The organism is Streptomyces sp. NBC_00009, from assembly GCF_045040855.1.
Classification (GTDB): Bacteria; Actinomycetota; Actinomycetes; order Streptomycetales; family Streptomycetaceae; genus Streptomyces; species Streptomyces aureus.
In genome coordinates this window covers 213237-237833 of sequence record NZ_CP108312.1, presented here as the reverse complement: position 1 = coordinate 237833, position 24597 = coordinate 213237, and the positions used below count along the sequence as shown (strand labels likewise).

The 24597-nt window shown below is 68.2% G+C and carries 22 protein-coding genes and 3 pseudogenes; 13 read left to right on the top strand and 12 right to left on the bottom strand.

Translation table 11 applies throughout. The features are described 5' to 3' along the window. Positions 1-30 precede the first annotated feature (30 nt). Positions 31-1371: a cation:dicarboxylate symporter family transporter gene (locus OHA58_RS01085; RefSeq protein ID WP_405475326.1), complete on the bottom strand. Its 1341-nt coding sequence runs from the start codon at positions 1369-1371 to the stop codon at positions 31-33. Between the two features lie 167 nt (positions 1372-1538). Continuing rightward, complete coding sequence (locus OHA58_RS01080; RefSeq protein WP_405475323.1) at positions 1539-2705, bottom strand: mandelate racemase/muconate lactonizing enzyme family protein; 1167 nt, start codon at positions 2703-2705, stop codon at positions 1539-1541. Positions 2706-2813: 108 nt separating this feature from the next. Between OHA58_RS01080 and OHA58_RS01075 the strand changes: the two genes are divergently transcribed. Next, positions 2814-3497: a GntR family transcriptional regulator gene (locus tag OHA58_RS01075; RefSeq protein WP_405475322.1), complete on the top strand. Its 684-nt coding sequence runs from the start codon at positions 2814-2816 to the stop codon at positions 3495-3497. 154 nt (positions 3498-3651) lie between these two features. Here OHA58_RS01075 and tnpA read toward each other — a convergent pair whose 3' ends face one another. Then, positions 3652-4080, bottom strand: a complete 429-nt coding sequence (gene tnpA, locus OHA58_RS01070) for an IS200/IS605 family transposase (RefSeq protein ID WP_405475319.1) — start codon at positions 4078-4080, stop codon at positions 3652-3654. A gap of 26 nt (positions 4081-4106) precedes the next feature. On the opposite strand from tnpA, the gene OHA58_RS01065 reads away from it, so the two are divergent. Next, positions 4107-5426: an RNA-guided endonuclease InsQ/TnpB family protein gene (locus OHA58_RS01065; RefSeq protein WP_405475318.1), complete on the top strand. Its 1320-nt coding sequence runs from the start codon at positions 4107-4109 to the stop codon at positions 5424-5426. A gap of 223 nt (positions 5427-5649) precedes the next feature. After that, positions 5650-5798, top strand: a pseudogene (locus tag OHA58_RS01060) (transcriptional regulator); the annotation flags it as partial. A 96-nt stretch (positions 5799-5894) separates the two neighbouring features. Here OHA58_RS01060 and OHA58_RS01055 read toward each other — a convergent pair. Genes OHA58_RS01055 through OHA58_RS01045 form a run of 3 tightly spaced genes read right to left on the bottom strand, consistent with a single transcriptional unit; the run spans position 5895 to position 7492 of the window. After that, complete coding sequence (locus tag OHA58_RS01055; RefSeq protein ID WP_405475317.1) at positions 5895-6431, bottom strand: DUF6262 family protein; 537 nt, start codon at positions 6429-6431, stop codon at positions 5895-5897. Further along, a complete protein-coding gene (locus OHA58_RS01050) occupies positions 6428-6751 on the bottom strand; it encodes a transposase (protein WP_405475315.1) in 324 nt (107 codons plus the stop codon). Before OHA58_RS01050 ends, OHA58_RS01055 begins: the two co-directional genes overlap by 4 nt. 18 nt (positions 6752-6769) lie before the next feature. Then, positions 6770-7492 carry a tyrosine-type recombinase/integrase gene (locus OHA58_RS01045; RefSeq protein ID WP_405475313.1) on the bottom strand — a complete coding sequence of 241 codons (723 nt, stop codon included), beginning with the start codon at positions 7490-7492 and terminating at the stop codon, positions 6770-6772. 1118 nt (positions 7493-8610) lie between these two features. Here OHA58_RS01045 and OHA58_RS01040 point away from each other — a divergent pair. Beyond that, entirely contained in the window at positions 8611-9900 is a 1290-nt protein-coding gene (locus tag OHA58_RS01040) for a sulfite oxidase (protein WP_405475311.1), read from the top strand. Between the two features lie 371 nt (positions 9901-10271). Here OHA58_RS01040 and OHA58_RS01035 read toward each other — a convergent pair. Further along, positions 10272-10457: pseudogene (locus OHA58_RS01035) on the bottom strand (2-phosphosulfolactate phosphatase); the annotation flags it as partial. After that, positions 10454-11227 carry an IclR family transcriptional regulator gene (locus OHA58_RS01030; protein ID WP_405475308.1) on the bottom strand — a complete coding sequence of 258 codons (774 nt, stop codon included), beginning with the start codon at positions 11225-11227 and terminating at the stop codon, positions 10454-10456. The pseudogene OHA58_RS01035 and the gene OHA58_RS01030, both read right to left, overlap by 4 nt. Before the next feature lie 440 nt (positions 11228-11667). Here OHA58_RS01030 and OHA58_RS01025 point away from each other — a divergent pair, with 440 nt between their 5' ends. The 6 genes from OHA58_RS01025 to OHA58_RS01000 are packed head-to-tail and all read left to right on the top strand — an operon-like array spanning position 11668 to position 17257. Further along, a complete protein-coding gene (locus OHA58_RS01025; RefSeq protein ID WP_405475306.1) occupies positions 11668-12690 on the top strand; it encodes an ABC transporter substrate-binding protein in 1023 nt (340 codons plus the stop codon). A gap of 9 nt (positions 12691-12699) precedes the next feature. Further along, positions 12700-13698: an NrtA/SsuA/CpmA family ABC transporter substrate-binding protein gene (locus OHA58_RS01020; protein WP_405475304.1), complete on the top strand. Its 999-nt coding sequence runs from the start codon at positions 12700-12702 to the stop codon at positions 13696-13698. 47 nt (positions 13699-13745) lie between these two features. Next, a complete protein-coding gene (locus OHA58_RS01015; protein WP_405484665.1) occupies positions 13746-14582 on the top strand; it encodes an ABC transporter permease in 837 nt (278 codons plus the stop codon). Continuing rightward, positions 14579-15307 (top strand): ABC transporter ATP-binding protein, encoded by a 729-nt coding sequence (locus OHA58_RS01010; RefSeq protein ID WP_405475302.1) that lies wholly within the window; start codon positions 14579-14581, stop codon positions 15305-15307. Before OHA58_RS01015 ends, OHA58_RS01010 begins: the two co-directional genes overlap by 4 nt. Further along, positions 15308-16171: an ABC transporter substrate-binding protein gene (locus OHA58_RS01005; protein WP_405475300.1), complete on the top strand. Its 864-nt coding sequence runs from the start codon at positions 15308-15310 to the stop codon at positions 16169-16171. Between the two features lie 12 nt (positions 16172-16183). Then, positions 16184-17257 (top strand): LLM class flavin-dependent oxidoreductase, encoded by a 1074-nt coding sequence (locus OHA58_RS01000; RefSeq protein ID WP_405475298.1) that lies wholly within the window; start codon positions 16184-16186, stop codon positions 17255-17257. Positions 17258-17546: 289 nt separating this feature from the next. On the opposite strand, the pseudogene OHA58_RS00995 reads toward OHA58_RS01000, so the two are convergent. Further along, positions 17547-18339, bottom strand: a pseudogene (locus tag OHA58_RS00995) (IS5 family transposase). 252 nt (positions 18340-18591) lie between these two features. Here OHA58_RS00995 and OHA58_RS00990 point away from each other — a divergent pair. Together OHA58_RS00990 and OHA58_RS00985 are read left to right on the top strand one after the other, a co-directional pair. After that, positions 18592-19437: an IS5 family transposase gene (locus OHA58_RS00990; protein ID WP_405484663.1), complete on the top strand. Its 846-nt coding sequence runs from the start codon at positions 18592-18594 to the stop codon at positions 19435-19437. 158 nt (positions 19438-19595) lie between these two features. Then, a complete protein-coding gene (locus tag OHA58_RS00985) occupies positions 19596-20990 on the top strand; it encodes an alpha/beta fold hydrolase (protein ID WP_405475296.1) in 1395 nt (464 codons plus the stop codon). A 48-nt stretch (positions 20991-21038) separates the two neighbouring features. On the opposite strand, the gene OHA58_RS00980 is transcribed toward OHA58_RS00985, so the two are convergent. Continuing rightward, the gene (locus OHA58_RS00980) at positions 21039-21725 is read right to left on the bottom strand and encodes a hypothetical protein (RefSeq protein ID WP_405475294.1); all 687 of its coding nucleotides are present in this window, start codon (positions 21723-21725) and stop codon (positions 21039-21041) included. A 352-nt stretch (positions 21726-22077) separates the two neighbouring features. Continuing rightward, a complete protein-coding gene (locus tag OHA58_RS00975; RefSeq protein WP_405475291.1) occupies positions 22078-22347 on the bottom strand; it encodes a hypothetical protein in 270 nt (89 codons plus the stop codon). Positions 22348-22460: 113 nt separating this feature from the next. Between OHA58_RS00975 and OHA58_RS00970 the strand changes: the two genes are divergently transcribed. Then, the gene (locus OHA58_RS00970; RefSeq protein ID WP_405475289.1) at positions 22461-22691 is read left to right on the top strand and encodes a hypothetical protein; all 231 of its coding nucleotides are present in this window, start codon (positions 22461-22463) and stop codon (positions 22689-22691) included. Positions 22692-22712: 21 nt separating this feature from the next. Here the strand turns inward: OHA58_RS00970 and OHA58_RS00965 are convergent, their stop codons facing one another. Next, entirely contained in the window at positions 22713-24593 is a 1881-nt protein-coding gene (locus tag OHA58_RS00965; protein WP_405475286.1) for a M64 family metallopeptidase, read from the bottom strand. Between the last annotated feature and the right edge of the window lie 4 nt (positions 24594-24597).

Sequence of the window (24597 nt, the reverse complement as noted above, 5' to 3'; positions counted from 1 at the left end):
TTGAGGGGGGACTGCACTCGACGGGCACGGCTACTTGTCGGCGCCGACCTTGGTGGTGTCCAAGTCGGCCTGCGGCGGCGTGGTGGTGCGGGAGTGCAGGACCTTGCGGGCCTGTTCGGTGTCGAAGTCGTTCTCCCACTTGCCGATCACGATGGTGGCGACGGCGTTGCCGAGGACGTTGATGAACACGCGGCCCTCGTTGAGGATGCGGTCGACGCCGACGATCAGGGAGAGTGCGGCCAGCGGGATGTGGCCGACCGCGGTGACGGTGCTGGCGAGGACGATGAACGCGCCGCCCGCAATCCCGGCGGTGCCCTTGCTGGTGAGCATCATGACGCCGACCATGACGAGTTGCTGCTGCCAGGACAGGTCGATGCCCATGGCCTGGGCCAGGAAGAGGGAGGCCATCGTGAGGTAGACGGCCGATCCGTCCAGGTTGAAGGAGAACCCGGACGGGATGACGATCCCGACCACCGGGCGGCCGACGCCGAGGGTCTCCAGCTTGCGTACCAGTTGCGGCAGTACGGCCTCGCTGGAACAGGTGCTGAGGGCGACGAGCAGTTCGGCCTTGAGGAAGCGCATGAGGCCGAACAGGCTCAGGCGGCATGCCCGCATGATGGCGCCGAGGACGACCAGGACGTAGACGATGCAGGTCGCGGTGAACAGGATGATGAGGTAGCCGAGCTGTTTGAGGCTCTCTGCGCCGTAGGTGGCGACCACGGTGGCCAGCGCGCCGAAGGTGCCCAAGGGCGCGAGCCGCATCACCCAGCCCACGATGCGGAACACGACGTCCGACAGCGCCTTGATCCCGCGGGTCAGCGGTGCCCCTTCTTCTCCGGCCATGTTCAGGGCCACACCGAAGACGATCGAGACCATCAGCGCGGCCAGGATCGCATCCCCGGTGATCGCGCCCAGCAGGGAGGCGGGGATGAGGGAGGAGACGAAGCCGGTGAAGGTGGCGTGCTCGATGGCGGTCTTGGGCACGTCGTCGGCGTTCAGTGACGAGGGGTCGACGTGCAGGCCGGAGCCGGGCTGGAAGATGTTGGCGACGACCAGCCCGATCAGCATGGACACCAGGGACAGCACCAGGAAGTAGCCGATCGCCTTCACACCGATCCGGCCCGCCTTGCGCAGGTTGTCCATGGAGGCGATGCCGGTGGTGACCACGCAGAAGACGACCGGGATCACGATCATCTTGACCAGCGCGATAAACCAGTCGTTGAGCGGCTTCAGGTCCTCACCCAGCCCGGGCGCGAGGATGCCTACGGCAATGCCGAGGACGGCGGCCAGTACGACCTGGAACCACAGCTCACGTATGAGACGGCTCAGCCGTGACCGCTGCGGGCGGCCGGCGGCGGCGGTGCTTGTCATCGTTGGTGCTCCCTTGCACGACGATTGTGTGTAGCCCTGTCCCGTGGGGGGTGCGGGGGACGCGGCGCGGCTCGCGCCCCCGATCTCGTGTGTGGCGCCCGTGTCCGGCGGCGCCGGCCGACGGCGCCCGCCCGGTGGCGGACGCGTCCGCGATGGCGGGGTGGCGGTCAGCTGTGCAGGGCGCGCAGCACCTTGTAGAAGGCGGCCTTGCTCTCGAAGCCGATGCCGGGGGTGTCGGTCAGGCCGACGCGGCTCTTCTCGACGACGGCGTCGTCGGCGAAGCCGCCCGTGGGCTGGAACTCGCCCGGGTAGGACTCGTTGCCGCCGAGCTTGAGGGCGGCTGCGATGTGCAGGGAGAACTGGTGCCCGCCGTGCGGGATACAGCGCCTCGATGACCAGCCGTGCTGACGGAGCATGTCCTGGATGCGCAGGTACTCCACCAGACCGTAGGAGAGCGCGGGGTCGACCTGGATGGTGTCGCGGTCGGGGCGCAGGCCGCCGTAGCGGATCAGGTTGCGGGCGTCCTGGAGGGAGAAGAGGTTCTCGCCCGTGGCGATGGAGCCGGTGTAGTGCTCGGCGACGGTGGCGTTGAGGTGGTAGTCGAGCGGGTCGCCGATCTCCTCGTACCAGAACAGCCCGTAGGGCTCGATGGCCCGCCCGTACTCCAGGGCCGTGTTGAGGTCGAAGCGGCCGTTGACGTCGACGGCCAGCCGGGAGCCGTCGCCGTCCAGGACGTCGATGACGGCCTCGATGCGGCGCAGGTCCTCCGCCAGGTCGGCGCCGCCGATCTTCATCTTGACGACGTCGTAGCCCAGGTCGAGGAAGCCGCGCATCTCGTCCTGAAGGTCGGTGAGGGTCTTGCCCGGGGCGTAGTAGCCGCCGGCGGCGTAGACGAAGACGGAGTCGTCGGGCTGCCCGTCGCCGTAGCGCTCGGACAGGTACCGGTACAGCGGCTTGCCCTCGATCTTGGAGGCCAGGTCGAACAGGGCCATGTCCACCACACCGACCGCGACCGAGCGCTCGCCGTGCCCGCCGGGCTTCTCGTTGTTCATCATCACGTCCCACGCCGTGGCGTGGTCCAGGCCGCCCCGCTCGTCGAGCAGGCTGCCGGGCTCGGCCTCGAGGAGGCGGGGCAGGACCCGGCGGCGCAGGATCTCTCCGGCGCTGTAGCGGCCGTTGGAGTTGAAGCCGTAGCCCACCACGGGCTTGCCGTCCCGGATGACGTCGCTCTCGATCGCCACGATCGAACAGTCCATGGAGCTGAAGTCGATCCAGGCGTTGCGGATCGAGGAGCTGATCGGAACGACGCCCTCGTAGACGTTGGTGATCTTCACTCAGAGCCTCTCTCATATCTTATAAGATGTGACGCCTGTTAGAGTGAGCGGGTCCAATGCGGGATGTCAAGGGGTGGGGAACCTCCGGAAAGGAACGGTCAGGGGGCTATGGCAGGACAGAACCTGTTCTTCAGCAAGAGCGACCTCGCCTACGCAGAACTCCGCGATCGGATCCTCTTCGGCACTCTTCCTGCCGGGTCACGGCTCGCCCAGTACGACCTCGCCGAGTCCCTCAACATGAGCATCACGCCCCTGCGCGAGGCCATCCGCCGCCTCAGCAGCGAGGGACTCGTCACCGTCGACACCCACCGCGACGTCCGGGTCTCCGTCATGAACTCGAACGAGGCCCGCCAGCTGTTCGAGGTCCGCCTGTCCCTGGACCCGACCGCCGCCGAACTCGCCGCCCAGCGACGCACCGACGACGACATCGCCACGATGCAGGCCGCCGTCGACAAACTTCTCCCCGTCACCCGCCAATGGGGGGAAGAGGCACTCACGGCCCACCGCACCTTCCACCAGGCGCTGTACCGGGCCTCGCACAACGACGTCCTCATCCGTCTCCTGGACGACCTGTGGGACAAGTCCGACCGCTACCGTCGCCTCGGCCTCGAACTCCCGCCCGGCGACGAACCCCGCACCCGGGACCTACAGGAACACCACCAGCTTGTCTCCCTCATCGTGGACGGCCGCGCCGCCGAAGCCGCCCAGTTGATGCGAGGCCACATCACCCACAGCCTCACCGCCACCGCCATCAGCGCCCTCGAAGACCGCGAGGGCATGCGCGTGACGTGACGCGCGGCGACCAGCGCCGTCGTGATGCGTGGGGGGACTGATGTTCTACCTCTGATCTTGGCAGTGCTCCGCCCTTCAGGGCGGGGGTGAAGGCCATCTCAAAATAGCTCTGACCCGCACCGAAGTACGGGTCAGAGCTATTTTCGTCAGCCACTTATACGGGGCGCTGCTGGTTCTCGATGTACTGCTTGACGACGGTCAGCGGTGCTCCGCCGCATGATCCGGCAAAGTAGGAGCCGGACCAGAAGTGTCCGCCCCACAGGTGTCGGCGGACGTGGCTGTCGTACTCCTGGCGGAGCCTGCGGGAGGACACACCCTTGAGGCTGTTGACGAGCTTGGAGAGCTGGACCTTGGGCGGGTAGTGGACCAGGAGGTGCACGTGGTCCTGCTCGCCGTTGAACTGCTTCAGTTCGGCCTCGAAGTCGGCACAGACCTCCCGCATGATCTCCTCGGTGCGCGTCAGCATGGCGTCCGTGAACGCCTTGCGCCGGTACTTGGTAACGAACACCAAATGGACATGCAGGTTGTAGACAACGTGGCGGCCGGTCCTGACATCGGGGTTTGGCTTCCAGCGCGGTGACATAAGCCAACTGTAGTAGGGTGATTTTCATGAGCGAACTCGGGTTGGAGAAGCGGCAGTTCGGGCATCGCGCCCGTCTGGCGCTGCCCCCTGCCCTGATCCTCAAGGCTGATGAGCAGGCACACGCCGCCCGCACCATGTGGAACTGCCTTCACGCCTGGTGGCAGATGATGCCGAAGGACAAGCGGACCCTGGCGAACGCGGACGCCGCGATACGCCAGGCCCGCAAGGACATCGGCTTTCTTGCCGTGCTCCCCGCGCAGGCCGCGCAAGCCGTGCTCAAGACGTACTTCCGGGCGTGGGTGAACTGTTGGGACGGCCGGGCAGACGCCCCGAACTTCAAGGGCCGGTTCCGGTCGGTGATGTCGGTGGACATCCCGCAGGGCCGCGACCTCCAGATCAAGCGTGTGCACGGCCGTTGGGGCATGGGCAATATCCCCAAGTTGGGTCGTGTTCGGTTCCGCTGGACCAAAGATCTGCCCGTCGGCAAGCATGCCGACACAGACAACCGAATCACCGGAGCGCGGCTGGTCAAGGATCACCTTGGCTGGCACATCGCCTTCCGCGTGACGACGATGGAGACCACGCCCGCACCCCACCAGGGGCCCGAGGTCGGCATCGACGCCGGGGTGAACCTGCCTCTCGCCCTCTCCGACAGCAACCACTTCGACCACGGCCGCGCTCCTCGCCTCCCGGACGGCAGGGCCGACCGCGACAAGTGGCTGAACGCAGACGAGAAGGCCAAACTGCTGCGCCTGGAACGCCGAGCCGCGCAGCGCAAGGCGCACCGTAAGCCTGGCGAGCGCACCAGCCGCCGCCTTCACCACACCTATGACCAGATCCGAGGGTTGCGCGCAAAAGCCACGCGACGCCACCAGGACTGGCAGCACAAGACCACCACCACCCTCGCCCAGCAGTACGGCACGGTCGTGGTCGAAGCACTCACCATCACGAACATGGTCAAGTCCGCTCGGGGAACCGTCGAGGAGCCGGGGAAGAACGTCAAGCAGAAGTCGGGCCTGAACCGCTCCATCGCCCAAGAGGCGTGGGGCCGCACGGTCACGATGCTGACGTACAAGACCGCCCGGTATGGGGGCACCCTGCACAAGGTTCCAGCCCCCGGCACCTCCCAGCGTTGCTCGGCATGCGGCTTCACCACGCCGGGCAGCAGAGAAGACCAGGCCACGTTCGTGTGCAAGAACACCGGCTGCGGATGGTCAGGCAACGCCGACTGGAACGCGGCCCGGAACATCTTGCATCTGTACCGGACGGGCCTCGTGCTCGTCCCGGCTGCCGGAAGGGCAGTCGTCAGGCGCGCTCGCCGCGTCAAGCCACCTACCGCAAGGTAGGGCGGAATCTCCCTCGTTTACGGGGGAGATCGCTTCAAATGTCACCTTCAGCACTAGAAGAATTAGTCGATGGCCATCCGCTGCCGGTCTGCTCGGCCGGAGCGCGATAGGCACCTGGCATCGCGGTGGCCTCATCGTTGGCCGCCCAGGTCGCGTCAACGACGCCTGCGGGGGCCAGACGTACCTGCCTCGGCCATCACGGTGGGAATCAGCGAGGCGACGGCGCCTGCTGCGCAACCTCGGACTGGTCACTGGGGAACGCCGCGGACGCTCAATCGTCTACGCCCTCTACGACAACCACGTCGCCGACTCGATCAGGCCCTTCACCACGTCGAACACCTGCGGCTGGGCATCCGGGACACCCCGGCGGCCGTCCCGCCCGGGAGCCGGTCACAGCTGGGCCTGCCGCGCGCTGCGGACCGCGCCACAGCCGCACGCATCCCCCGCCTGCCGCCCCAGCAGCCTCACCTATTGGTCCGCGGCTCCTTTCTGGTTCAGAGCCCGGGTCAGTTCGCGGTTAGCCGCGCGGGCAGCCTCCAGCCCCGCGTCTTTCTCCTCCAGTTGCGCCGACAGGTCGGTGTTTGCCTGCTCCAGGCGGGTGACTTGGCGCTGCAGTTCTTCCTGGTCCGCTGAGGCGCCCAGCCCTGATTCCCGCCACGCCTGCTCGCCCATCAGCTCGGAGAGCCGCTGTTCCAGGCTCCGAGTCTGGGTGACGAGCCGGGTGTTGCGGGCGTGCGCGTTTGCGAGGTCGGCCTGGAGGGAGGCCAGGCTGACCGGCGGCCCGGCCGCGGCATCCGATGCGGAGGGCTGTAGTTCTGCGGCATGGATGAGGGCGAGTAGGTCGCGGTGGCGGTAGAGGAAGGTGCGGTCGACGCCGGCCTGCCGGGCGATGCCGCTCACGCTGATCGCCGTACCCGTGCGGATGGCCTGCTGGATAGCGGTCGTCACGCGCTGGCGGCGGCGTTCGCCGTCGGCGCGACGGCCGGCGGTCATGGCGGTGGTCATGCGGTCCTCGTGGTGTGGACGTCGGGCAGGGGCTGGCCGATGCGGGGCATGCCGAGCATCACGCTGCGGCGTACGACGGCGACGGTCTCGCCGATTTGGGCCTGTTCCTCGTCGGTGAGGTCACCGAGATCGGCCTTGACCCGCTCGATCAGCCGACGCACTCTGCGGATCTCCTCCTCAGAGGGCGTGGCTTCGCTGCGCGCCCAGTCGTCGGCTGCGAACGCCGACATCAGCCGCTCCCGACCGCGCAGCAGATCGGCCAGGTACGCCTGCAGGTCCGGCAGGTAGGAGACGTCGGTACGGAAGTGGTCGCAGCCCACGCACCGGAACCGGATGGGTCAACTCTGCCCGCCAGCCGCGACGTTCGAGGGCTCCTGGCAGACGCCGTAGGGGACACTGACTTCCCCGATCGCCCGCCGTACGTGCTCGGAGTCCAGCAGCGACTGGGTCTTGCGCCAGACGCGGGTGCCGTTGCGGTCGGACTGCAGGGCAATCACCCGGTCCACGGCGTCTCGCCGCCGCTCCTGGCTGACCCGGTAGTAGTTCTGGGTGGTCTTGAGGTCGGAGTGGTCCATCAGCTCCTTGAGGACGTCCGGGGCCACACCGGCATCCGCGTGCCGCCGGGCGTAGCTGTGACGGTAGGCGTAGGGGAAGATCCGGCTCTTGTCGAAGGGCAGCATCCGGGTGACCGCCTGCCCGTTCTCCTCCACGGTGGTAGGGACCAGGAAGTCGGGCAGCGAGTCGACCCAGGTGCGGTGGCCTTCGCCGATCGAGTGGATCGCCTTGGTGCCGTGTGGGTTGGCCCGCATGCTGGGCAGCAGTTTCAACTCGCCGACGGGAGTGTTCGGGAACATCTCGCGCACCCGCTGCTGCTGGGTGGTGATGACGCCCGCGGTGGCTTTACCGATCGGCAGCCGCCGCCCCTTTCGGTAGGACTTGTGGTTGTCGTAGACCAGGACCAGGGAGCCGTCGGGGTCCTGCCCCAGGCAGTCAACGGGCAGGTCGCGGATCTCTTCGGGGTGTCGGCCGGTGTCCATCAACAGTTCGGTGATCCCGGGCACTGCGACATGCAAGGAACATCGCCACCAGCTCCTCGTCCGACGCCTGGTCCACCTCCGTCTGCGGCTCCTGCAACCGGTGCCGGGCCCGCAACCGGGTAGTACAGGCCTGTCTCCTCCCCCTTCGCTTCCTTCCGGCAGATCCCGGCTGTCCGCCAGCTCGTACAACTGACCCAGCGCCGACCGCGGTGCCGCGCCAACAGACACCGCGTACGACAGCAAGCCGCGCACTGCGGCCAGCACTCCGTTCACCCGCCGCTCTCCCCGCCCCGGCTTCGTCCCCGGACCCCACACCAACGTCGGATTCTCGGCGCCCAGCCGACTGGGCGAGTAGCGCAGCCACACCATGAACAACCCCATGTCGGCGGCGGCCTCTTCCCACCGCCGGCCCGTCGTCCGGCACCAGCGGAGATAGAAGGCCGCTCCGCTGGCGCACGACCGTGTCGTCAGCTCCGTCCGACTCCGCCCGAATCGCAAGAACCGAAGCCACTGATCGGCCACAGACACGACACAGAACTCGTCATCGACCACGGTCCAATACCGCGCTCCTGACGGCAGATCAACGGGAAACGCCCGCACGTGCAACTCCTCTGAAGTGACGGTTCATGCAACAACCCGCCACAGAGCCACAGCCCCCGAGAACGAGCCTCAGAAGACCAACGAAGTCTCCCGTCCCACGTCACACCACGGCCGTACCCGCCTCAGAAAACGGCAGGTCCTCGCCCGCGCGTACGAGCCGTGGGGGCGCGAGCGCCTGGTGATCGACACCGCGGAGTAGCGCCCTCATGAATTGCCGGGCCGGTTCGCCCGGCACCTCAACGTACGCCGAGCGGCCCGAACCACCCCGCGCAGCCTGTCCGTTGACACCTTCACACGTCGCGTGCTTGCATCGCGCCATGCCACCACTGGAGCCTCTGACGCGCCGCCGCACCGTGGACCTCGTCCGCGTGGCTGCCGCACTGTGTCGGTTCCCCGGCTGATCACTCCCTTCCGCGCTCCCACCTCCAACAGTCGGACCCACCGGTCCTGTTGGATTCGGCAGTCCGGCCTGGATGTCGCGCGCCGGCTCGCGCTGTCTCCTCTCCCCACGTCCGGCTTCCACACTGATGACGAGGACCGTCATGCCCGCATCCGCTGTGCCTCCACCCCGTCCCGCAACCCGTCTCGACGAAACCGCCTACGACCGTCGCAGGCTCCGCCAGTGGCTCGCCGGGGATGCCAGGGCGGACGGGGTCAGCCGCCGCCGTCTGCTCACCCTGCTCGCCGCCACGGCCGCCGCGACCTCACTCCCCACGCCGCGCCCGGCCCGCGCCGCCGACACCCCGATCGTCAAACCGCTGCCGCCCGAGTGGTTCATCCAGCGCGGCACCAACGCCGAGATCCGCTGGGAGGCCCTGCGCGGAACCGGCCACCACACCCCCAACGAACGGTTCTTCGTGCGCAACCACACCGCCACCCCCGTCCTGGAGGCGGACGACTGGCAGCTGCGGCTGTGGGGCAGCGGGCTGCGGGGCGCGCCCGGCGAGGACAAGCCGGTGGCGTTCGGATACGACGATCTGCGCGCCCTGCCGGCCGTCACCCGGACCGCGTTCGTCGAGTGCGCCGGAAACGGCCGCGGCTACTACACCACCCAGCAGGGAGACACCGTCACCGGCACCTCGTGGACGCTCGGCGCGGTCGGCGTCGCCCGCTGGCGCGGGGTGCGCCTGGCCGACGTACTGCGCAGGGCCGGGCTGTCCTCCTACGCCGTGGACGTCCAGCCGCGTGGCTTGGACGCCGAGTACGTCAGCGGCAGTGAGAGCCTCGGCCGGGTGCGCCGCCCGCTGCCGCTGGCCAAGGTGCTGGACGACGTCCTGCTCGCGTACGAGATGAACGGCGAGCCGCTGCCGTTCGACCATGGGTATCCGGTGCGGGTGCTGGTGCCTTCGTGGGTGGGGATCGCGTCGATCAAGTGGGTCGGCGACATCGAGGTGTCCGCGCAGCCGCTGTTCTCACCCTGGAACACCACCTTCTACCGGATGTTCGGCCCCGCCCACCCGGAGGAGGGCAGCGCGCCGTTGACCCGGCAGACGATCAAGAGCGCCTTCGAGCTGGCGAGTGGTGCCACGTTCCGCGTGAGCGAGGACCAGGTGCTGCACGGCCGGTCCTGGTCGGGCGCGGGAGCCGTCGCGCGGGTCGACGTCAGCACCGACGGCGGGACGAACTGGCGGCCGGCCCGGCTGCACGACCATCCCCGTGCCGACACCTGGACCCGCTGGTCCGTCACCTGGAAGCCCGAGATACGCGGCGCCACCCACTTCCTGGCCCGCGCCACCGACACGGCCGGCCACAGCCAGCCGGACATCGCTGTGCCCAACACACAGGGCTATCTGTTCGACGCGGTGGTGCGGCATGCGGTGACCGTGATCTGACGGCGGTCGCGAGGATCACGGTGCCTGCGCGGATGACGACGAAGTCTCCGGTACGGGGTGTTGAATCCGTCTGCCCCCGTGGCGCGCCCCGTCGAGGGTCAGTCAGCAAGTTGCAGTCAGGACTTCGTGGCGCGGCTTTCTTCGGCTGGCGGGGACAAGTCTTGGACTTGTCGAGGTGCCTGTGCACCGTGGACCGTGGCACGCCGAATGGGGCACGATCTGCTGTCCATCGGCGGCGTCCCCGCCGCTCGAAGGACTCGAAGGACTCGATGACCGGGCGATGCGCTGGGTGATCTTCGGGGACCGGAGCCAGCATCGCAGGTGGTCGTAGTCGTAGCCCTTGTCGCTCTTCAACTCAAGGGCCGCATCCAGGACTCGGCCAGGACGATCTTCTCGGCTCCCCGCGCGAACGCCCAGGCCGCCAGGGTGAAGGCCCGCATGACGTCTACGACCACAGCCCCCGACGGAGTCTCGGCCGGCTCTGGGGTGGAGACGAACCGGAAGCGCCGGGGCACTTCGGAGTCCCCATCGGACCCGGAACGGTTCGGTGCCCTCATGTCATGACCGCGGATCTGCGCTCGGACGGCGGAAGCAGGAGGATCTCCAGGGCACGGGCGCAGGTGCGGGCCTGGGTGAGGAACCAGTCCATGCGGTCCGCCGTGATGACTTCCGGTGTGGCGCGGACGGCCAGCGCAAAGCGCGCGGAGTCCGCGTGATCGAGCACGGGCACGGCCAGGGTGCGGATTCCGTACGCCGACTCGCCGTCGTTGAGGGCGTGCCCGTCGGCGCGCACCCGTTCCAACTCCTCGGCAAGGCGCGAGGGGTCGACGATGGTGCGGTCCGTGAAGGCGCGCAGCGGCGGCAGCGATTCCGCACCGCCCTCGCCCGCACGGGGCCAGGCGAGCAGCACCTTGCCGAGTGCCGTGGAGTGCAGCGGCCTGCGCAGGCCCACCTTCGGCGTGACGGATCCGCCCGCCACGATCACGGCATGCGGACCGCTGCGCAGCGCCAGGTCGGCCGTTGCGCCGGTGCGGTGGGCCAGATCTGCCAGTTCGGGCGCGACGAGGTGGAGTCCGCGCTGGTGGTAGGAGAGGCGGCCCAGTTCGGTGACGGCGGGCCCCAGTCGGTAGCGGGCGGTTCGCGCGTCCTGTTCCAGGAACCCGGCGCCGAGCAGGGTGCGGGCCAGCCGGTGCGCGGTCGAGGTGGAGAGCTCGAGACGGCGCGCGAGCTCCGAGGCGCTGAGGTCCGGGGCGTTGTCGTGGAAACAGTGCAGGACGTCGAGGGCGCGCCGTACCGCCTGCGCGCCTGACGGCGGGGCCTGGGTCATGCGTGGCTCCTCCCATGGCTCCGGCTTCTGGTTCCGGTTCTGACTCGGGTCCCGGTTCCGGTTCGGCTCAGGCCCGGAGATTCCCACATTACGGCACAGTCGAGAGGCTCAAACCACCCTCTGAAATGCCCCGTTCACACCCGTTCCCACATTATGGGAAGCTGCTTGCCCGGGTGTTCAGGCTCGTGTCAGGCTGCGCTCACCCCGCCGGGCCGCCCGGCGGGAAGCCGCAGGGAAGGGAACAGTGCGATGACCGACGCCGCCGTTCCGCCTGCCTTCACCACGCGCCGCCACATCGATCTCGGGCGCGTCTCCAGCATGTCCTGTCGCTGACCCACATCCGGTCCGGCAGCGTCACCGGCAGGCCGGCCGCCGCGCCGGCCTGCCGCACACCTCACTGCCTCGCCTGTTCCGAGGCAACGCCCTTCCTGGAAGAGTCCATGACGCATACCCCTGTGCCCGACACGCTGTGGTTCACCCGCTGTCCCGTGCCCACGGCGACCGGCATCGCCGCCGACCGGCGCTGGCTGACAGCGGAGTTCGCGCCCGACGGCATCGCCGTACGGTCCCTGCAGGACGCGGCACCCGACATCGACGCCACGACCAGGCAGACCCACTACACGCACGCCCTCCCAGGCCTGTTCCGAGAGGGCGGGAACGTGCCTGCGCTGTGGGCCCGTTCACGCGGCGAGCCCACCCGCCTGATCGGTCTCACCTGGATCGAGGAACGGCAGACGATCCTCGTCGCACCGGGCTCCGGCCTCCGCGGCGCGCCCGCACTGCGCGGTCAGCGCCTCGCCATGCCCAAGCACACGATCGCCGTCGACTTCTGGCGTGCCATGGCCCTGCGCGGCTTCGAGGGCGCGCTCGCCTCCGCCGGACTCACGCTGGAGGACGCCGCGCTCGTCGACGTACCGGCGGACGGTCATACGGGGCAGTGGGCCGCAGAACTCGAGGCGCTGCGGCGCGGCGACGTGGACGCCGTGTACGTCAAGGGCGCCCTGGCCGTCGAAGCGGCCCGGCGCGCCGGCGCCGAGGTAGCTGTCGAACTCGACGAACTGCCCGACCGCAGGCATCGAGTGAACAACGGCACACCGCGCCCGATCACCGTCCACCAGAGCCTGCTCGACGACCACCCCGACCTCGTCGACCGCTTCCTCGCGGTGCTGCTGCGCGCCGCCGACTGGGCCGCAGACCGGCCAGAGGACGTCGCCCGCATCCTCGGCGCCGAGACCGGAGCCGGCGCCGAGGGCGTCCAGGGCGCCTACCGCCCCGGCACCCACCGCACCCTCCACCCCGACCTGTCGGAGGAACGCCTCACCCTGCTCGCCCAGCAGGAGTCCGCCCTGCGCGCGCACGGCGTCCTGCCCGAACCCGTCGACGTACGCGCCTGGGCCGACCCCGAGCCGCTGCGCCGCGCCCGTCTCCATCCTTCCGCCGCCTCGTCCAGAACGGACACGTAAGGACCTGCCATGCGCATCCCCCGAATCACCTCGGCTGCCCTCGCCTCCGTCGCCGCTCTCGCCGTCCTCACCGGCTGCGGGACCTCGGAGGCCGACACCGGAGCCAAGAAGGCCGAGGTCACCGTGCGTATCCCGGACCCCGGCAACGCCGGAGTGCTCGCCCTCGGCAAGAAGGACGGCTCCCTGGCCAAGGCCCTGTCGAAGGTGCACGCCAAGGTCGCCTGGACCGGCAGTGCTGGTCCGTTCGCGCCCGCGGCCCAGGCCCTGAACGCGAACCAGCTGGACATCGCCACCGGCTCCATCACCTCCGGCATCACGTCCCTCACGCAGACCCCCGGATTCAAGTTCTTCAGCGCCACCGCGCCGGACCCCGTGGGCGAGGGCATCCTCGCTAAGGACGGCTCGGGCATCGACTCGGTGAAGGACCTGGTCGGCAAGAAGGTCGCTGTCAACCAGGGCGGCACCGGTGAGTATCTGCTGCTCAAGGCCCTCGCCAAGGAAGGGATCCCGGCGAGCAAGGTGGAGCGGGTCTACCTGCGCCCCGACCAGACCGCCGCCGTCTTCAACGCGGGCAAGGTCGAAGCCTGGGCGGTCTGGGCGACGTACTCCGTGGCCGAACTCGGCACCGGCAAGGCGCACTTCATCGCCGACGGGCAGGCCATCGGCTCCGACAACTACAGTCTCACCGCCGTCCGCACCGCCTTCGCGGACCAGCATCCCGAGGTCGTCAAGGCGATCTACCAGTACCTGCACGACGGGAGCGTGAAGGAGAAGAAGAACCCGGCCGCGTACCTCAACGTCACCACGGACGCCGGACCCCAGGCGCTCACCGGCGAGGCCAAGCGCATCCAGATCGAGTTCACCCGCAAGGGCGGAACCGTCGAACCCATCACCGACGCCGACACCAAGCGCTTCAAGGACGTCGCGCACTTCTACGCCGAGCAGAAGGTGACCCGCACCGAGGTCGACATCGCCGCCCACCTCATAGACGTCGGGAAGCTGTCGTGACGGCGACCCACGAGGAGGTGACCCATGAAGGTCCGTCCCACGAAGAGCTGACCCAAAAAGAGCCGGCCCACGAGGGACTGGTCCTCCCGCGCGCGCCTGTTCGGCGGCCCCGCTCCCGGACGTACTCGCTGACGGTACGAGCCCTGGGTCCACTGGTGCTGCTGGCCCTGTGGTGGACGGCCTCCGCCACCGGCGCGCTCACCCCTGACATCCTCGAGTCGCCCGCCGGCGTCGGCCGGGCCGTGGGTGAGCTGTGGGGCAACGGCCAGCTGCCCGACGCGCTCGCCACCTCCCTCACCCGCTCCGGCATAGGCCTGCTCATCGGGCTCACCGCGGGCCTGACCCTCGGCATCACCACCGGCTTCACGCGCCTGGGCGACGAACTTCTCGACTCCTCGCTGCAGACCTTGCGCACCATCCCGTTCCTGTCGCTGGTCCCGCTGTTCATGGTGTGGTTCGGGATCAACGAGATCGCGAAGATCCTGCTGATCGCCGTCGCCACCACCTTCCCGATGTACGTCTCCACCTCCAGCGGAGTGCGCAACACCGACCGCAAACTGATCGAGGCGATGCGCAGCTTCGGGATGAGCCGGATCGGCATCGTGCGCGATGTCGTCCTGCCCGGCGCCCTGCCGTCGCTGCTCGCCGGTCTCCGGCTCTCCATGACGCTCAGCGTGATCGCATTGATCGCGGCCGAGGAGATCAACGCGACGGCCGGAATCGGCTACCTGATGGCGCAGGCGCAGAGCTATGCCCGTACCGACATCCTGGCGGTCTGCATTCTCGTGTACGGGCTGTTCGGCCTCATCGCCGACGGGATCGTGCGGCTTCTGGAACGGGTGCTGATGCCCTGGCGGTCAGCAGGGCAGGGGGCGGGCCGATGAGCACCGCCGTACAAGTCCGCGGTCTGCGGCGGGTGTTCGGTGAGCGAGCTGTTCTCGACGGTCTCGACCTCACCATCGGCAGGGGCGAGTTCGTGGCGCTGCTCGGCGCGAGCGGCAGCGGCAAGACGACACTGCTGCGGATCCTCGGGGCCTTGGACAGCAGCGACGGGGGACAGGTCCTGGTTCCGCGGGCGCGCACGATCGTCTTCCAGGAGCCCCGGCTCGTGCCCTCGAAGCGCGTGCTGACCAATGTGACCGTCGCGCTGCCGCGCGGCGAGGCGGAGCGCGGCCGGCGTGCGCTCGCCGAGGTCGGCCTGGAACGGCACGCCCGGGCCTGGCCCGCCACCCTATCGGGCGGCGAGGCGCAGCGCGTCGCGCTCGCTCGTGCCCTCGTCCGGGAGCCCGAACTCCTCCTGCTCGACGAGCCGTTCGCCGCCCTCGACGCGCTCACCCGGCTGAAGATGCAGGACCTGGTGGGCGAGCTGTGCCGGGTGCACCGCCCAGCCGTGCTTCTCGTCACGCACGACGTCGAGGAGGCCGTGCGCCTCGCGGACCGCGTCTGCGTCCTGCGCGACGGCCGGCTCGTCACCGACGAGCCCGTCACCGTGGACCGCCCGCGCGACCCGGGCGACTCCGCCTTCGCCACGCTGCGGCGACGGCTCCTGAACGACCTCGGCGTGCAGCTCGCCGAGACTGCCAATCTTGCTGAAACCGGAGTGATCTGAGTGACCATCACCATTGGTGTGCACAACAGCAACCCGACCCTCTACTACCTCTCGCGCCTCGATTACGCGGCCGAAGAACTCGCCGCCGTCGGGGAGACGGTCGACTTCCACACCTACACGAACGGCGTGCGCACTGGCGAGCTCCTCACCCAGGGAGTGATCGACTTCGGCGGCACCGGATCGACCCCGCCCGTCACCGCCCAGGCCACCGGGCACGACATCGTGTACACGGCAATCTCGGCGCCGCGCCCCGACCACGGCGCACTCCTCGTCACCGAGGACAGCCCCGTACGCACCGTCGCCGACCTCAAGGGCGGCACCGTCCACCTGGCGATCGGCTCCTGGCAGACCCATCTGGTCGCCAAGGCGCTCGACGACGCCGGACTCTCGTACGCCACCGACATCACCGCCGTACGCAGCGACGAGCACAGCGAGAAGCTGCTGCGCTCCGGTGAGATCGCCGCCTGGGTCGCGCAGGGCCCGCAGCTCGCCGCCGCGCGCCGCGCCGGAGGCCTCCGCGTTCTTGTGCCCACGGGCGACGTCATCACCGACCGCTCGGTGTTCTTCACCCGCAGGGAACTCGCCGAGGGGCAGCCCGAGGTCGTCGAGGCGCTGACCCGGGCACTGCGGCGCGCCGACGACTGGGCCGAGACACACCCGCGCGAGGCTGCCGAGATCGCGGCCGAGTACCAGGGCGGCGCCGCCGACGACTGGGAGACGGCCCTGCGCGCGCTGCCCTGGCAGATTGAGGACGTGAGCGACGCGTTCCTCGCCGAACAGCAGGAGGCCGCAGACATCTTCCTCCGCACCGGCTTCATCGAGCGCCCGGTGAGGGTCGCCCGCGCCGTCGCCCACAAGGCCTGAGGAGTACGTGACATGGCCCCCGAAGTCCTCTGGTACATCATTCCGCGCGAAGGTGCCTACCCTTGGGAGCCGGCGGGGCGCCGGCCCGTCGACCTGGGCTACCTCCAGCAGCTCGCCGGCGCCGTCGAACGCCTCGGCTTCACCGGCGCGCTGCTCGCCACCGACCTGTACGACGTGTGGCCGCTCGGCAGCGCCCTGTCCGCCACCACCAGCACCCGCTTCAAACCGCTGATCGCCGTCCACCCCGGCCTGATCTCCCCGACGCTCCTCGCCAAGATGGCGCTCAGCTTCGACACCCTCTTCGGCGGCCGGCTGCGCTTCAACGTCGTCAACGGCTCGACGAAGGCCCTGCGCGAGTACGGCCTCCAGGTCGAGCACGACGAGCGCTACGCGCTCAGCGCCGAGTACTGGTCGATCGTGAAACGGCTGACCGCCGGTGAGGTCTTCGACCACAAGGGCCGCTTCTACGAGCTCCGGGACGCGGGTGCATCCTTCCGCGACCTGAAACCGGTGCAGGCCCCGCACGTCCCGCTCTGGTTCGGAGGTTCCTCGGAGCCTGGCATCGAGATGGCCGCCCAGCACGTCGACGCCTATCTGACCTGGGGCGAACCGCCGCACCTGCTCAAGGAGAAGCTCGACCGGGTGCGTGAGCGCGCTGCCGCGTACGGGCGGACCCTGCGCATCGGGCTGCGGCTGCACCTGATCGTCCGCGACACCGAGGGCGAGGCGTGGGCCGCCGCCGACCGGCTGCTCGACGTCACCAGCGAGGCCACCTATGCGCGCCAGCTCGGCGACAGGGTGGGCGAGGACGGCGTCGGCTGGCAGCGCCAGTTCCGCCAGCACGGCGGCAAGGTCCCGGCGCGCGCCCGTGAACTCGAGGTCCATCTGAACCTCTGGCCTGGCATGAGCCTGTTCCGGCCAGGACCGGGCACCGCCGTCGTCGGCTCCACGTCCCAGGTAGTCGAGCGCCTGAAGGAGTACGAGGAGCTGGGCGTCGACACCTTCATCCTGTCCGGCAACCCGCTCCTGGAGGAGGCCTACCGAGTCGCCGAAACGGTACTCCCGGCGCTGGGAATCCGGGCGTGACACGCACCGTACATCTCCCATGACGCCGCTTGCTCACCGCGTCGGCCGATGTCACTCCTGCAAGTCGAGCTGGTGCTTTGGAGTGCCGGGTCTGATGCAGGGTTGGGTGACAGGTTGACCTGCCCCACCTCTCAGGTTCCAGTTTTGGTGGCTAACTGGCGGCCTTCACGAAAGGCTGCGCAAGCACCCGGTCTGGGGCTACCTCACCCCGCTGGAGATCCGGCAACGACACGAACAAGGACACGCCCTCGCGGCGTAAGTATCGAGTGTCCGACATCACGGGGGAACTTCAGGTCTCCGAATGCGCCGGGCTTGTCTCGTAGTCACGGGCCAGGCGTCGGTTGGCGATGATCCACGACAGTGCGTTCGATTGCCCACCGCTTCGGTTGCACTTGGAAGCCTCGCTGGCCAGGGTCCTTGCGGACAATCTCCAGCTCGCGGCCGAGGATCTGGGTGGCCCAGTCCACCAGGCGGCCAGCGAAGCCCTGGTCGGCCCAGATCTTCCGCACGCTCGGATGGTCGAGGCGGGTCCACAGCAGCGGGCGCTTTCCGCCGTCGCGGTCCTGCACGTTCGCGGCGACCACGTGGACAGCCAGGAGAAGACCGAGCGTGTCGGTCACGAGGAACCGCTTGCGGCCCTTGACCTTCTTACCCGCATCGAAGCCCCTGGTGGCCGCAGGGACGGTGTCGGCGGTACGCACGGACTGCGAGTCGATCAGTCCCGCGCTCGGTTCGGCGCCGCGGCCCTCGGCCTCGCGGACCTGGCCGCGAAGGGCGTCGTGGATCCGCTCGACCGTCCCGTCGTCGTGCCACCACGTGAAGTACCAGTACACCGTGGGCCATGGCGCGAAGTCCTTCGGTAGCTGCCGCCAAGCGCACCCGGTCCGCACGACGTAGAAGATCGCGTCCAAGATCCGCCGCCGTGGATGCTTCTCCCGTCGGCCGCCTTTCGGGCCCACCCTGGCGAGCGGCAGCAACGGCTCCACAAGCGCCCACTGTTCATCCGTCAGGTCGGACGGATACCCACCCCCAGCAGCATTCACATGAGACTCAACGACCACCCGGGCCGCTGGACACCACAGATCTCAAACACGGTCTTAGAGGGCGTTCGTGTCATCTATACGGCGGTTTACGGCAGTTGGCGCTTGCCGGGAATCAGCCTGTACAGGCAGAACAAGCGGTATGTCTCTTCGGTCGAGACGCACCTGGCCTTGCCCTTTACTCTGTTTTCTACCGATAGCTCATGTCCGGTTCGAATACGCGCCTGAAGTTGGCTTTTGCCTCGCCTGATCGAGCGATATGCCCGACCAGGAGCCCCGTGCATGAGTATCCCCATGACCTCTTCGCAGCAGCGCCAGCCGTACCCGAGTGACCTGTCCGACGCCCGCTGGGCACTGATGGAACCGACCTTGACGGCATGGCGGGCCGAGCGGCAGAAGACCTCGCTCAACCTCGGCGGCAAGGTCACTGACCTGCGCGAAGTGATGGACGCGATCCTCTTCCTCAACCGGACCGGCGTCCCCTGGCGCTACCTGCCGCACGACTTCCCTCCGCACACCACCGTGTTCAGCTACTTCAGCGACTGGACAGCCGACGGCACCATCGAGAAACTCGGCGTCCGCCTGCACCGACTGGTCCGTGAGCAGGAAGGACGCGCCGCCGAGCCCACCGCCTGCGTCATCGACGCGCAGAGCATCAAGACCGCTCCCAGCGTGCCCACTGACACCCAGGGCACCGACGCCGGCAAGAAGATCGTGGGCCGTAAACGCAGCATCGTCGTCGACACCCTCGGCTTATTACTGCTGGTCATGGTGACCGCCGCCAGCGTCTCCGACAACGAGGCCGGCAAACAGCTCCTCACTCAGATCGCCGCCGACCACCCCACGATCACCAAGGCGTGGGTCGACACCGGCTACAAGACCCAGGCCATCGAGCACGGCGCCACCGTCGGCATCGACGTCAACGTCGTCCCGAGAAACGCGCAGGTCAAAGGGTTCTCTGTGATTCCGCGAAGGTGGGTCGTGGAGCGAAGTTTCGGCTGGATCATGATGCACCGACGCCTCGCCCGGGACTATGAGACCAAACCCGCCCACTCCGAGAGCATGATCCGGCTCGCGATGATCTCCAACCTCGCGAAACGAGCAACGGGTGAAACACCCATAACTTGGCACAATCCCTGAACTGTCATGTCTTCAGCCGGAACGTCCTCTTACAGCGGCTAACACAATGAGGCGCGTTCTACCGGTCTGGTCTTTTCGCCTGCCGGTCTGGCGTTCGTAGAGTAGTCGCATCGGCGCTTGCCTCCAGGCCGCTGCTCAGCTCCCGCAACGGGCGGCGGATGGACGCGGAGAACACGCCGAGGCGGATCGTGCGGGAGGTCGCTGAGCGGCACGCCGGGCTGACGGGGCTGGCGGGCGAGTTGACCGCCGACGGGGTGGCGCTGTCGCTGTCGCCGTTGGAGGACGACGAGCAGGAGCAGGCCGCCGTCGGCACGGAGAAAGTGCACGTCACACGACTGGTCCCCTGCTGTGGCGCGGACGGTCCCGCGCATCGAGCGTGGTCTGGGCGGGGCAACGACGCCCCGGCCGAGCTCATAGAACGGATCCTCATGCCCGTCACCGTGCAAGACCACCGGGTACCCCACAAGTCCACCGTCCCCGCGAACAGGGGCGAGGACGTCGAACTCTTCGTGCGGGAGCGCGACGGCACGCCCCCCGGCCACCCCGACGAGCGCACGGCCGTCCTGATGCTCCACGGCCGGAGCGTTCCGGTGCTCGCGGGCTTTGATCTCGATTTCAAGTCGTACAGCTGGGCCGATGCGCTGGCGAAGGCCGGTTACGACGTCTTCATGATGGACCTCCAGGGCTCGGGGCTGTCGCCGCGGCCGAAGATGGAGGACCCTCGCAACGTCAACCCCGCCCAGCAGAACCTTCTGAAGCCGAGGCCTCCAGGTTTCACGCCGGGCCCGCCGAACTATCCGTTCCAGCTGACCAACTCGAACAGCGACCGGGACGAACTGAACACCGTCGTGGAGTGGATCATCCGCGAGCGCGGGGTGAAGAAGGTCGCCTTCATCGGCTGGTCCGCGGCCGCGTTCACGATGGGGCCGTACGCGGTCAAGAACCCGGGCAAGGTGTCGAGCCTGTTCCTGCTGGCGCCGATCTTCCCGCCCGAGGGCACGTCGAACGCCCCCGACCCGCTGCCGCAGCCCGGCTTCCCGACGTTCCTGAGCACGAAAGACGGAACCTGGAACGGGTGGGGCAACGAGGTGCACTGCGAGGGACAGCGCGAAGAAGAGATGCGCGACAAGGCGTGGGACGCGATCATGAAAAGCGATCCGGTGGGCAGCACGTGGGGTCCGGACGGGGAAGGGCGCAATCGCATCAGAAACTTCGTCCGGTGGGGCTGGAACAAGACCACCGCGGCGCAGGGCGGCGTCCTCGGCGGCAGCGTGCCGGTCCTCATCGCGTACGGGGAGCACGACAGGCAGGTGAACACGTCGAGCGAAGATCCGGAATTCAACTTCTCGGTCCCCGCGCTCTACAACGCCATCGCCGGCGACCACAAGCTGATGGTCAAGCTGGACTGCGCCGGGCATTCGGTGGTGTGGGAGATGCAGCACAAGAACGTGCACAACCTCTCGAAGCACTGGCTCAAGCACCTGAAGGTCGACGGCAAGACCCAGGGCATCTTCGACATGAACACCAACGGCGACATCAGCCCGGCTCCGTAGAACAGCCGAGCCCTCGACCGCGAACCGTGGGGGCCCAGGGGCCATACGTCAGCCTTGCGCCGTCGTCAGGGCCGCCACAGGCACCGGCGAGGTGGAGTCCGCCGTCTGCGCGCCCTCGCCCGAACGGCGGGCCGCGGCATCGTCCGCCGCGGCGCCGGCGCAGCGGCGGTACGGGAGGAATCCCGCCGGACGTTCTCCCTCGCCGGGTTCTACGAGGTTGTCCAGGTGTGGCAGGACGGCCGTCGCTTCCCCGGCGGTCGACGCGTCCTTCGACTCTGGCCGGATGAGACCCGGTTCGTGGACCTGGAGGAGATCTGTAGCGTCCTGGTCTGCGAGGTCGGCGAGCTCGTAGGCGATGGTGGTGTAGGCGTCGAGATCACGCGGATGCAGCCGACGGCCGCCGATCGTCACACACGCCTTCTCATAGGCGGCGTCATACGCCTCGTCGGTCTCCTCGTCCGGCGACCGCACCCGTTCCATCTCCCATTCCGGACGGGATGGCGACTTCGCGATCTTGCGTTCCAGCTGGGACAGGCCGCCCGGTTGGTCTGCGTACTCGGCGTAGTGCGCAGCCGAGTCGAACATGTGGAGGTCGGGGTCCTTCATCCAGGCCAGCAGCGGTCGGTCCAGCTTCTCCAACGCCTCCGACGCGTGACCAGTCGGCGTCAGCCAGGGCATCACACCCTCCAGGGCTGCCTTCAGCTCCTTCGGCCCCAAGCCCACGCTCATCGCCATGGCCGTCAGTATCCGCCACCGGCTCTCTCACAACGGGTCCTTGCCGAACTACCACCCGGACGTAAGACGGGCTGCGCCACCACCGCCGCGTTCGTCTCAACGTGGCTCGACTGGTGATCAAGATTCTGAGCGAGAGCGCGCCGCCGACATGGACGGGCGTCCGACCTAGGCCTCGTGCTGCATCGCGACGAACGATCCTTGGCGGCGGCGACCTCTCAGCTCTCGCCGGGACGCCCTCAGCGCGCGGGGCGTCGCCGCCGTTTGGCGACCTCACCGCTTCTCCGGCTACTTCAGGGCTCCTGTCGCCCGAAGCGGACTCGGCCTGGGCGGCTGACTGGCTTCTCCGGCACCACTAGCTCCGCCCGATGTTCTTCGTACGGGTAGTAGTCCTGCGTCTCGGCACTTCGGGGTGCTCATCGACCACGGCCTCCTCCAGCGCCATGCGCGCCTGATCCAACGCTTCGATCGCCACCTGCAGTTGCTCAGCCGGGAAGGCCCTCGGTCCTGTCCGCGGGTACGCGTTCATCAACCCGGTCTGCTCGTGCACCAACTGGCTCCGCACGCCGGAGAGGACCTGGCCCAGGCGCAGGTGCTCGGGATGGGGGAGACCGCGCTTCGTCATCGTGCTGTTCCTCGATTCGGGGTCGGGCGCAGCGTACCCCTCGCCTCGACAGACTGAGCGTTTTCAGCACGGAGGTTGATCCAGTCGATCCCTTCCGGGAGGTGGAGCAGCCCTTGTTGCCCAGGTACCCGTTCGTACTGACCAGCTCACAGAGCGATCATCAGGAGGAACCCGGCACCGTCGTCGAATACATCCGCACCACACGCAGTGTGTCAAAGGTGTCCTTCATCGGCTGGTCGGCTGCCGCGTTCGCCACGGGGCCGTACGCGATCAAGAACTCGGGCAAGGTGGACAGCCTCCGTTTCGAGATGGACGAGAACGGCGGCATCAGCCCAGAACCATAGATCCACACGTCCGCCCCTTGATCAACGCGCCTCCACGGGAGTGAGGTTCAGCGTCTGCTTCAGGGCGTTGTAGATGTACAGCCACGGGCTCCGGCCGCTGTTCGGCTCGGGGAGTTGCACGCGACCCATCACTGGTGCACCCGCACCGAGAATCGACAGAGCCGCGGACCCCAGGTCCGGAATCGACAGAGCCCCGGGGCCGAGGGGCGGAACGCGGCACACCAGGTCTACACCTGTCCCGCCGTCACGCACGTGATGGACGGCAGCGCTGCCGTCAAAGCTGGAGTAGCGGACGAGGTACGGGCGGTCGGCCAGATCCAGCAGTGCCACATGAGTGATGTTGCGTTTCCAGAATCCGGATGGCGATGCGAAGGTCATGGTGAAACTCGACGAGGTGAGATGACGGATCATCAACTCGCCGGTGCTCATCCGGTAGGTCATGACGTAGGGCTCGCTGCCGATCATGATGGCCACGACGGCCGTGTGGCCGGCACCCCACTGCATCGTGGAAACGGGCACCGGATCGGCGGTGTCACTGTCGAGGCGGAACAGCCCGGCGTCGCCGGTGAGACTGTTGTAGCCGACATAGTGCGGCGCCCCGCCCAGGTTGAGGGTCACGACGTGGGTGTGCGAGGCGTGACCAGGTGGGGTGGCGTGGGTGAGGCTGACCGAGGTGAACGTCGCGTCCATCGCGAAGATGCCCTGCATACCGGAGCCGAACTGATGGCCGAAGTAGTGGAGAGTTCCACCGAAGTCGAAGGGGGCCAGCCAGGTCCAGCCGGCGCCGAGGGATCCGGTCCCGACCGCCGGGTCGTGGGAGTCGATCGGCGGAGTGCCGTCGGGGCGGCGGATCGGGAACCGGTAGGTGGCGGCGGCGGAGATCGCGTAGGCGCCTGTGGCCGCGTTGTACGACAGCATGCGCTCCGGGTTCGCGCCGGCCGCGAGGCTCTGCACATGCGTCCAGGCCCCGGCGCCGTACTCACTTCCGGCGCGCACGTCGACCAAGTAGTGGCCGATGTCGATATGTGCAGTCATCTCGCATACCCGGCAGAACGGTCGAGTGCTCTCCCGCATGCGGCACTGAAGTGACGGTCGGAAGACGCCGCAGTCGTGGTATTGCGCGCCCTCGTAGGCACCCACGGCGTCCGCGGGAATCGGCGGGTTCGCCGCGATGACCGGGTGGTTCCGCACGCAGGGAGTGGCCCGCACCGTGGTGGGGACCTGGGACTGCGGCAGAGTGAGGACCTCGGCCCACTTCATGGTGGCGACATCGGTGACCGTGGTGACGTTGGGGACAGTCGGGTCGCCACCGGGGTGCGTGGACACCGGGTCCGAGAAGTCGTTCCGATAGGGATACTCGTCGGCGAGCCTGAACGCCTGGTGCCCGAGTTCGTGGATGGCCACGTCGGGCCAGGAAGCCCTGAATTTGGTGAACCAGCCGACCTCGTTACTCATGCATCCGCCGTCGGTCTGGGTGTTGTTTATCAAGACGAGGAAGTGGTTCACCGGCCCGAGGCCGGGCTCGTCGTGCACGGCCTTCTTCACGGCAGCGTCATCGCCGAAGATGATACGTTCGATCTGATGCCCTTGGAAGGTGTCCCGGCCGAACATGGCGCCGAACATGGTGCCGAAGGGGGACGTGGTAGGGGTCGGAGTGATGAGGTGGATGGTGTTTCCGGTGTGCGCCGACGCCTTGCGGACCTTGACCACGTTCAGCAGTGGCCGCAGGCCGGCATCGTTGAACGGCGAGGTCACCAGCAGCCGTTTGACGAACTTCGCCACGTCCGCGTCGAACAGCCCGGCGTCGAGTTCGACCTGTGTGTAACCCTCGGGCAGCACGGCGATGGTCCAGCCGTGGGCGACCCGGCTCGCGTCCCCGAGGGCGAAGTCGACGACCTTCACTGGT

Bases quoted from the DNA above. Each gene is read 5' to 3' on its own strand.
- OHA58_RS00975 (WP_405475291.1), bottom strand. From the start codon at position 22,347: ATGACGAAGCGCGGTCTCCCCCATCCCGAGCACCTGCGCCTGGGCCAG.
- OHA58_RS01065 (WP_405475318.1), top strand. From the start codon at position 4,107: ATGAGCGAACTCGGGTTGGAGAAGCGGCAGTTCGGGCATCGCGCCCGT.
- OHA58_RS00985 (WP_405475296.1), top strand. From the start codon at position 19,596: ATGGACGCGGAGAACACGCCGAGGCGGATCGTGCGGGAGGTCGCTGAG.
- OHA58_RS01085 (WP_405475326.1), bottom strand. From the start codon at position 1,371: ATGACAAGCACCGCCGCCGCCGGCCGCCCGCAGCGGTCACGGCTGAGC.
- tnpA (WP_405475319.1), bottom strand. From the start codon at position 4,080: ATGTCACCGCGCTGGAAGCCAAACCCCGATGTCAGGACCGGCCGCCAC.
- OHA58_RS01055 (WP_405475317.1), bottom strand. From the start codon at position 6,431: ATGACCACCGCCATGACCGCCGGCCGTCGCGCCGACGGCGAACGCCGC.
- OHA58_RS01030 (WP_405475308.1), bottom strand. From the start codon at position 11,227: ATGACCCAGGCCCCGCCGTCAGGCGCGCAGGCGGTACGGCGCGCCCTC.
- OHA58_RS01020 (WP_405475304.1), top strand. From the start codon at position 12,700: ATGCGCATCCCCCGAATCACCTCGGCTGCCCTCGCCTCCGTCGCCGCT.
- OHA58_RS01075 (WP_405475322.1), top strand. From the start codon at position 2,814: ATGGCAGGACAGAACCTGTTCTTCAGCAAGAGCGACCTCGCCTACGCA.
- OHA58_RS01025 (WP_405475306.1), top strand. From the start codon at position 11,668: ATGACGCATACCCCTGTGCCCGACACGCTGTGGTTCACCCGCTGTCCC.
- OHA58_RS01040 (WP_405475311.1), top strand. From the start codon at position 8,611: ATGCCCGCATCCGCTGTGCCTCCACCCCGTCCCGCAACCCGTCTCGAC.
- OHA58_RS00990 (WP_405484663.1), top strand. From the start codon at position 18,592: ATGACCTCTTCGCAGCAGCGCCAGCCGTACCCGAGTGACCTGTCCGAC.
- OHA58_RS00980 (WP_405475294.1), bottom strand. From the start codon at position 21,725: ATGGCGATGAGCGTGGGCTTGGGGCCGAAGGAGCTGAAGGCAGCCCTG.
- OHA58_RS01000 (WP_405475298.1), top strand. From the start codon at position 16,184: ATGGCCCCCGAAGTCCTCTGGTACATCATTCCGCGCGAAGGTGCCTAC.
- OHA58_RS01010 (WP_405475302.1), top strand. From the start codon at position 14,579: ATGAGCACCGCCGTACAAGTCCGCGGTCTGCGGCGGGTGTTCGGTGAG.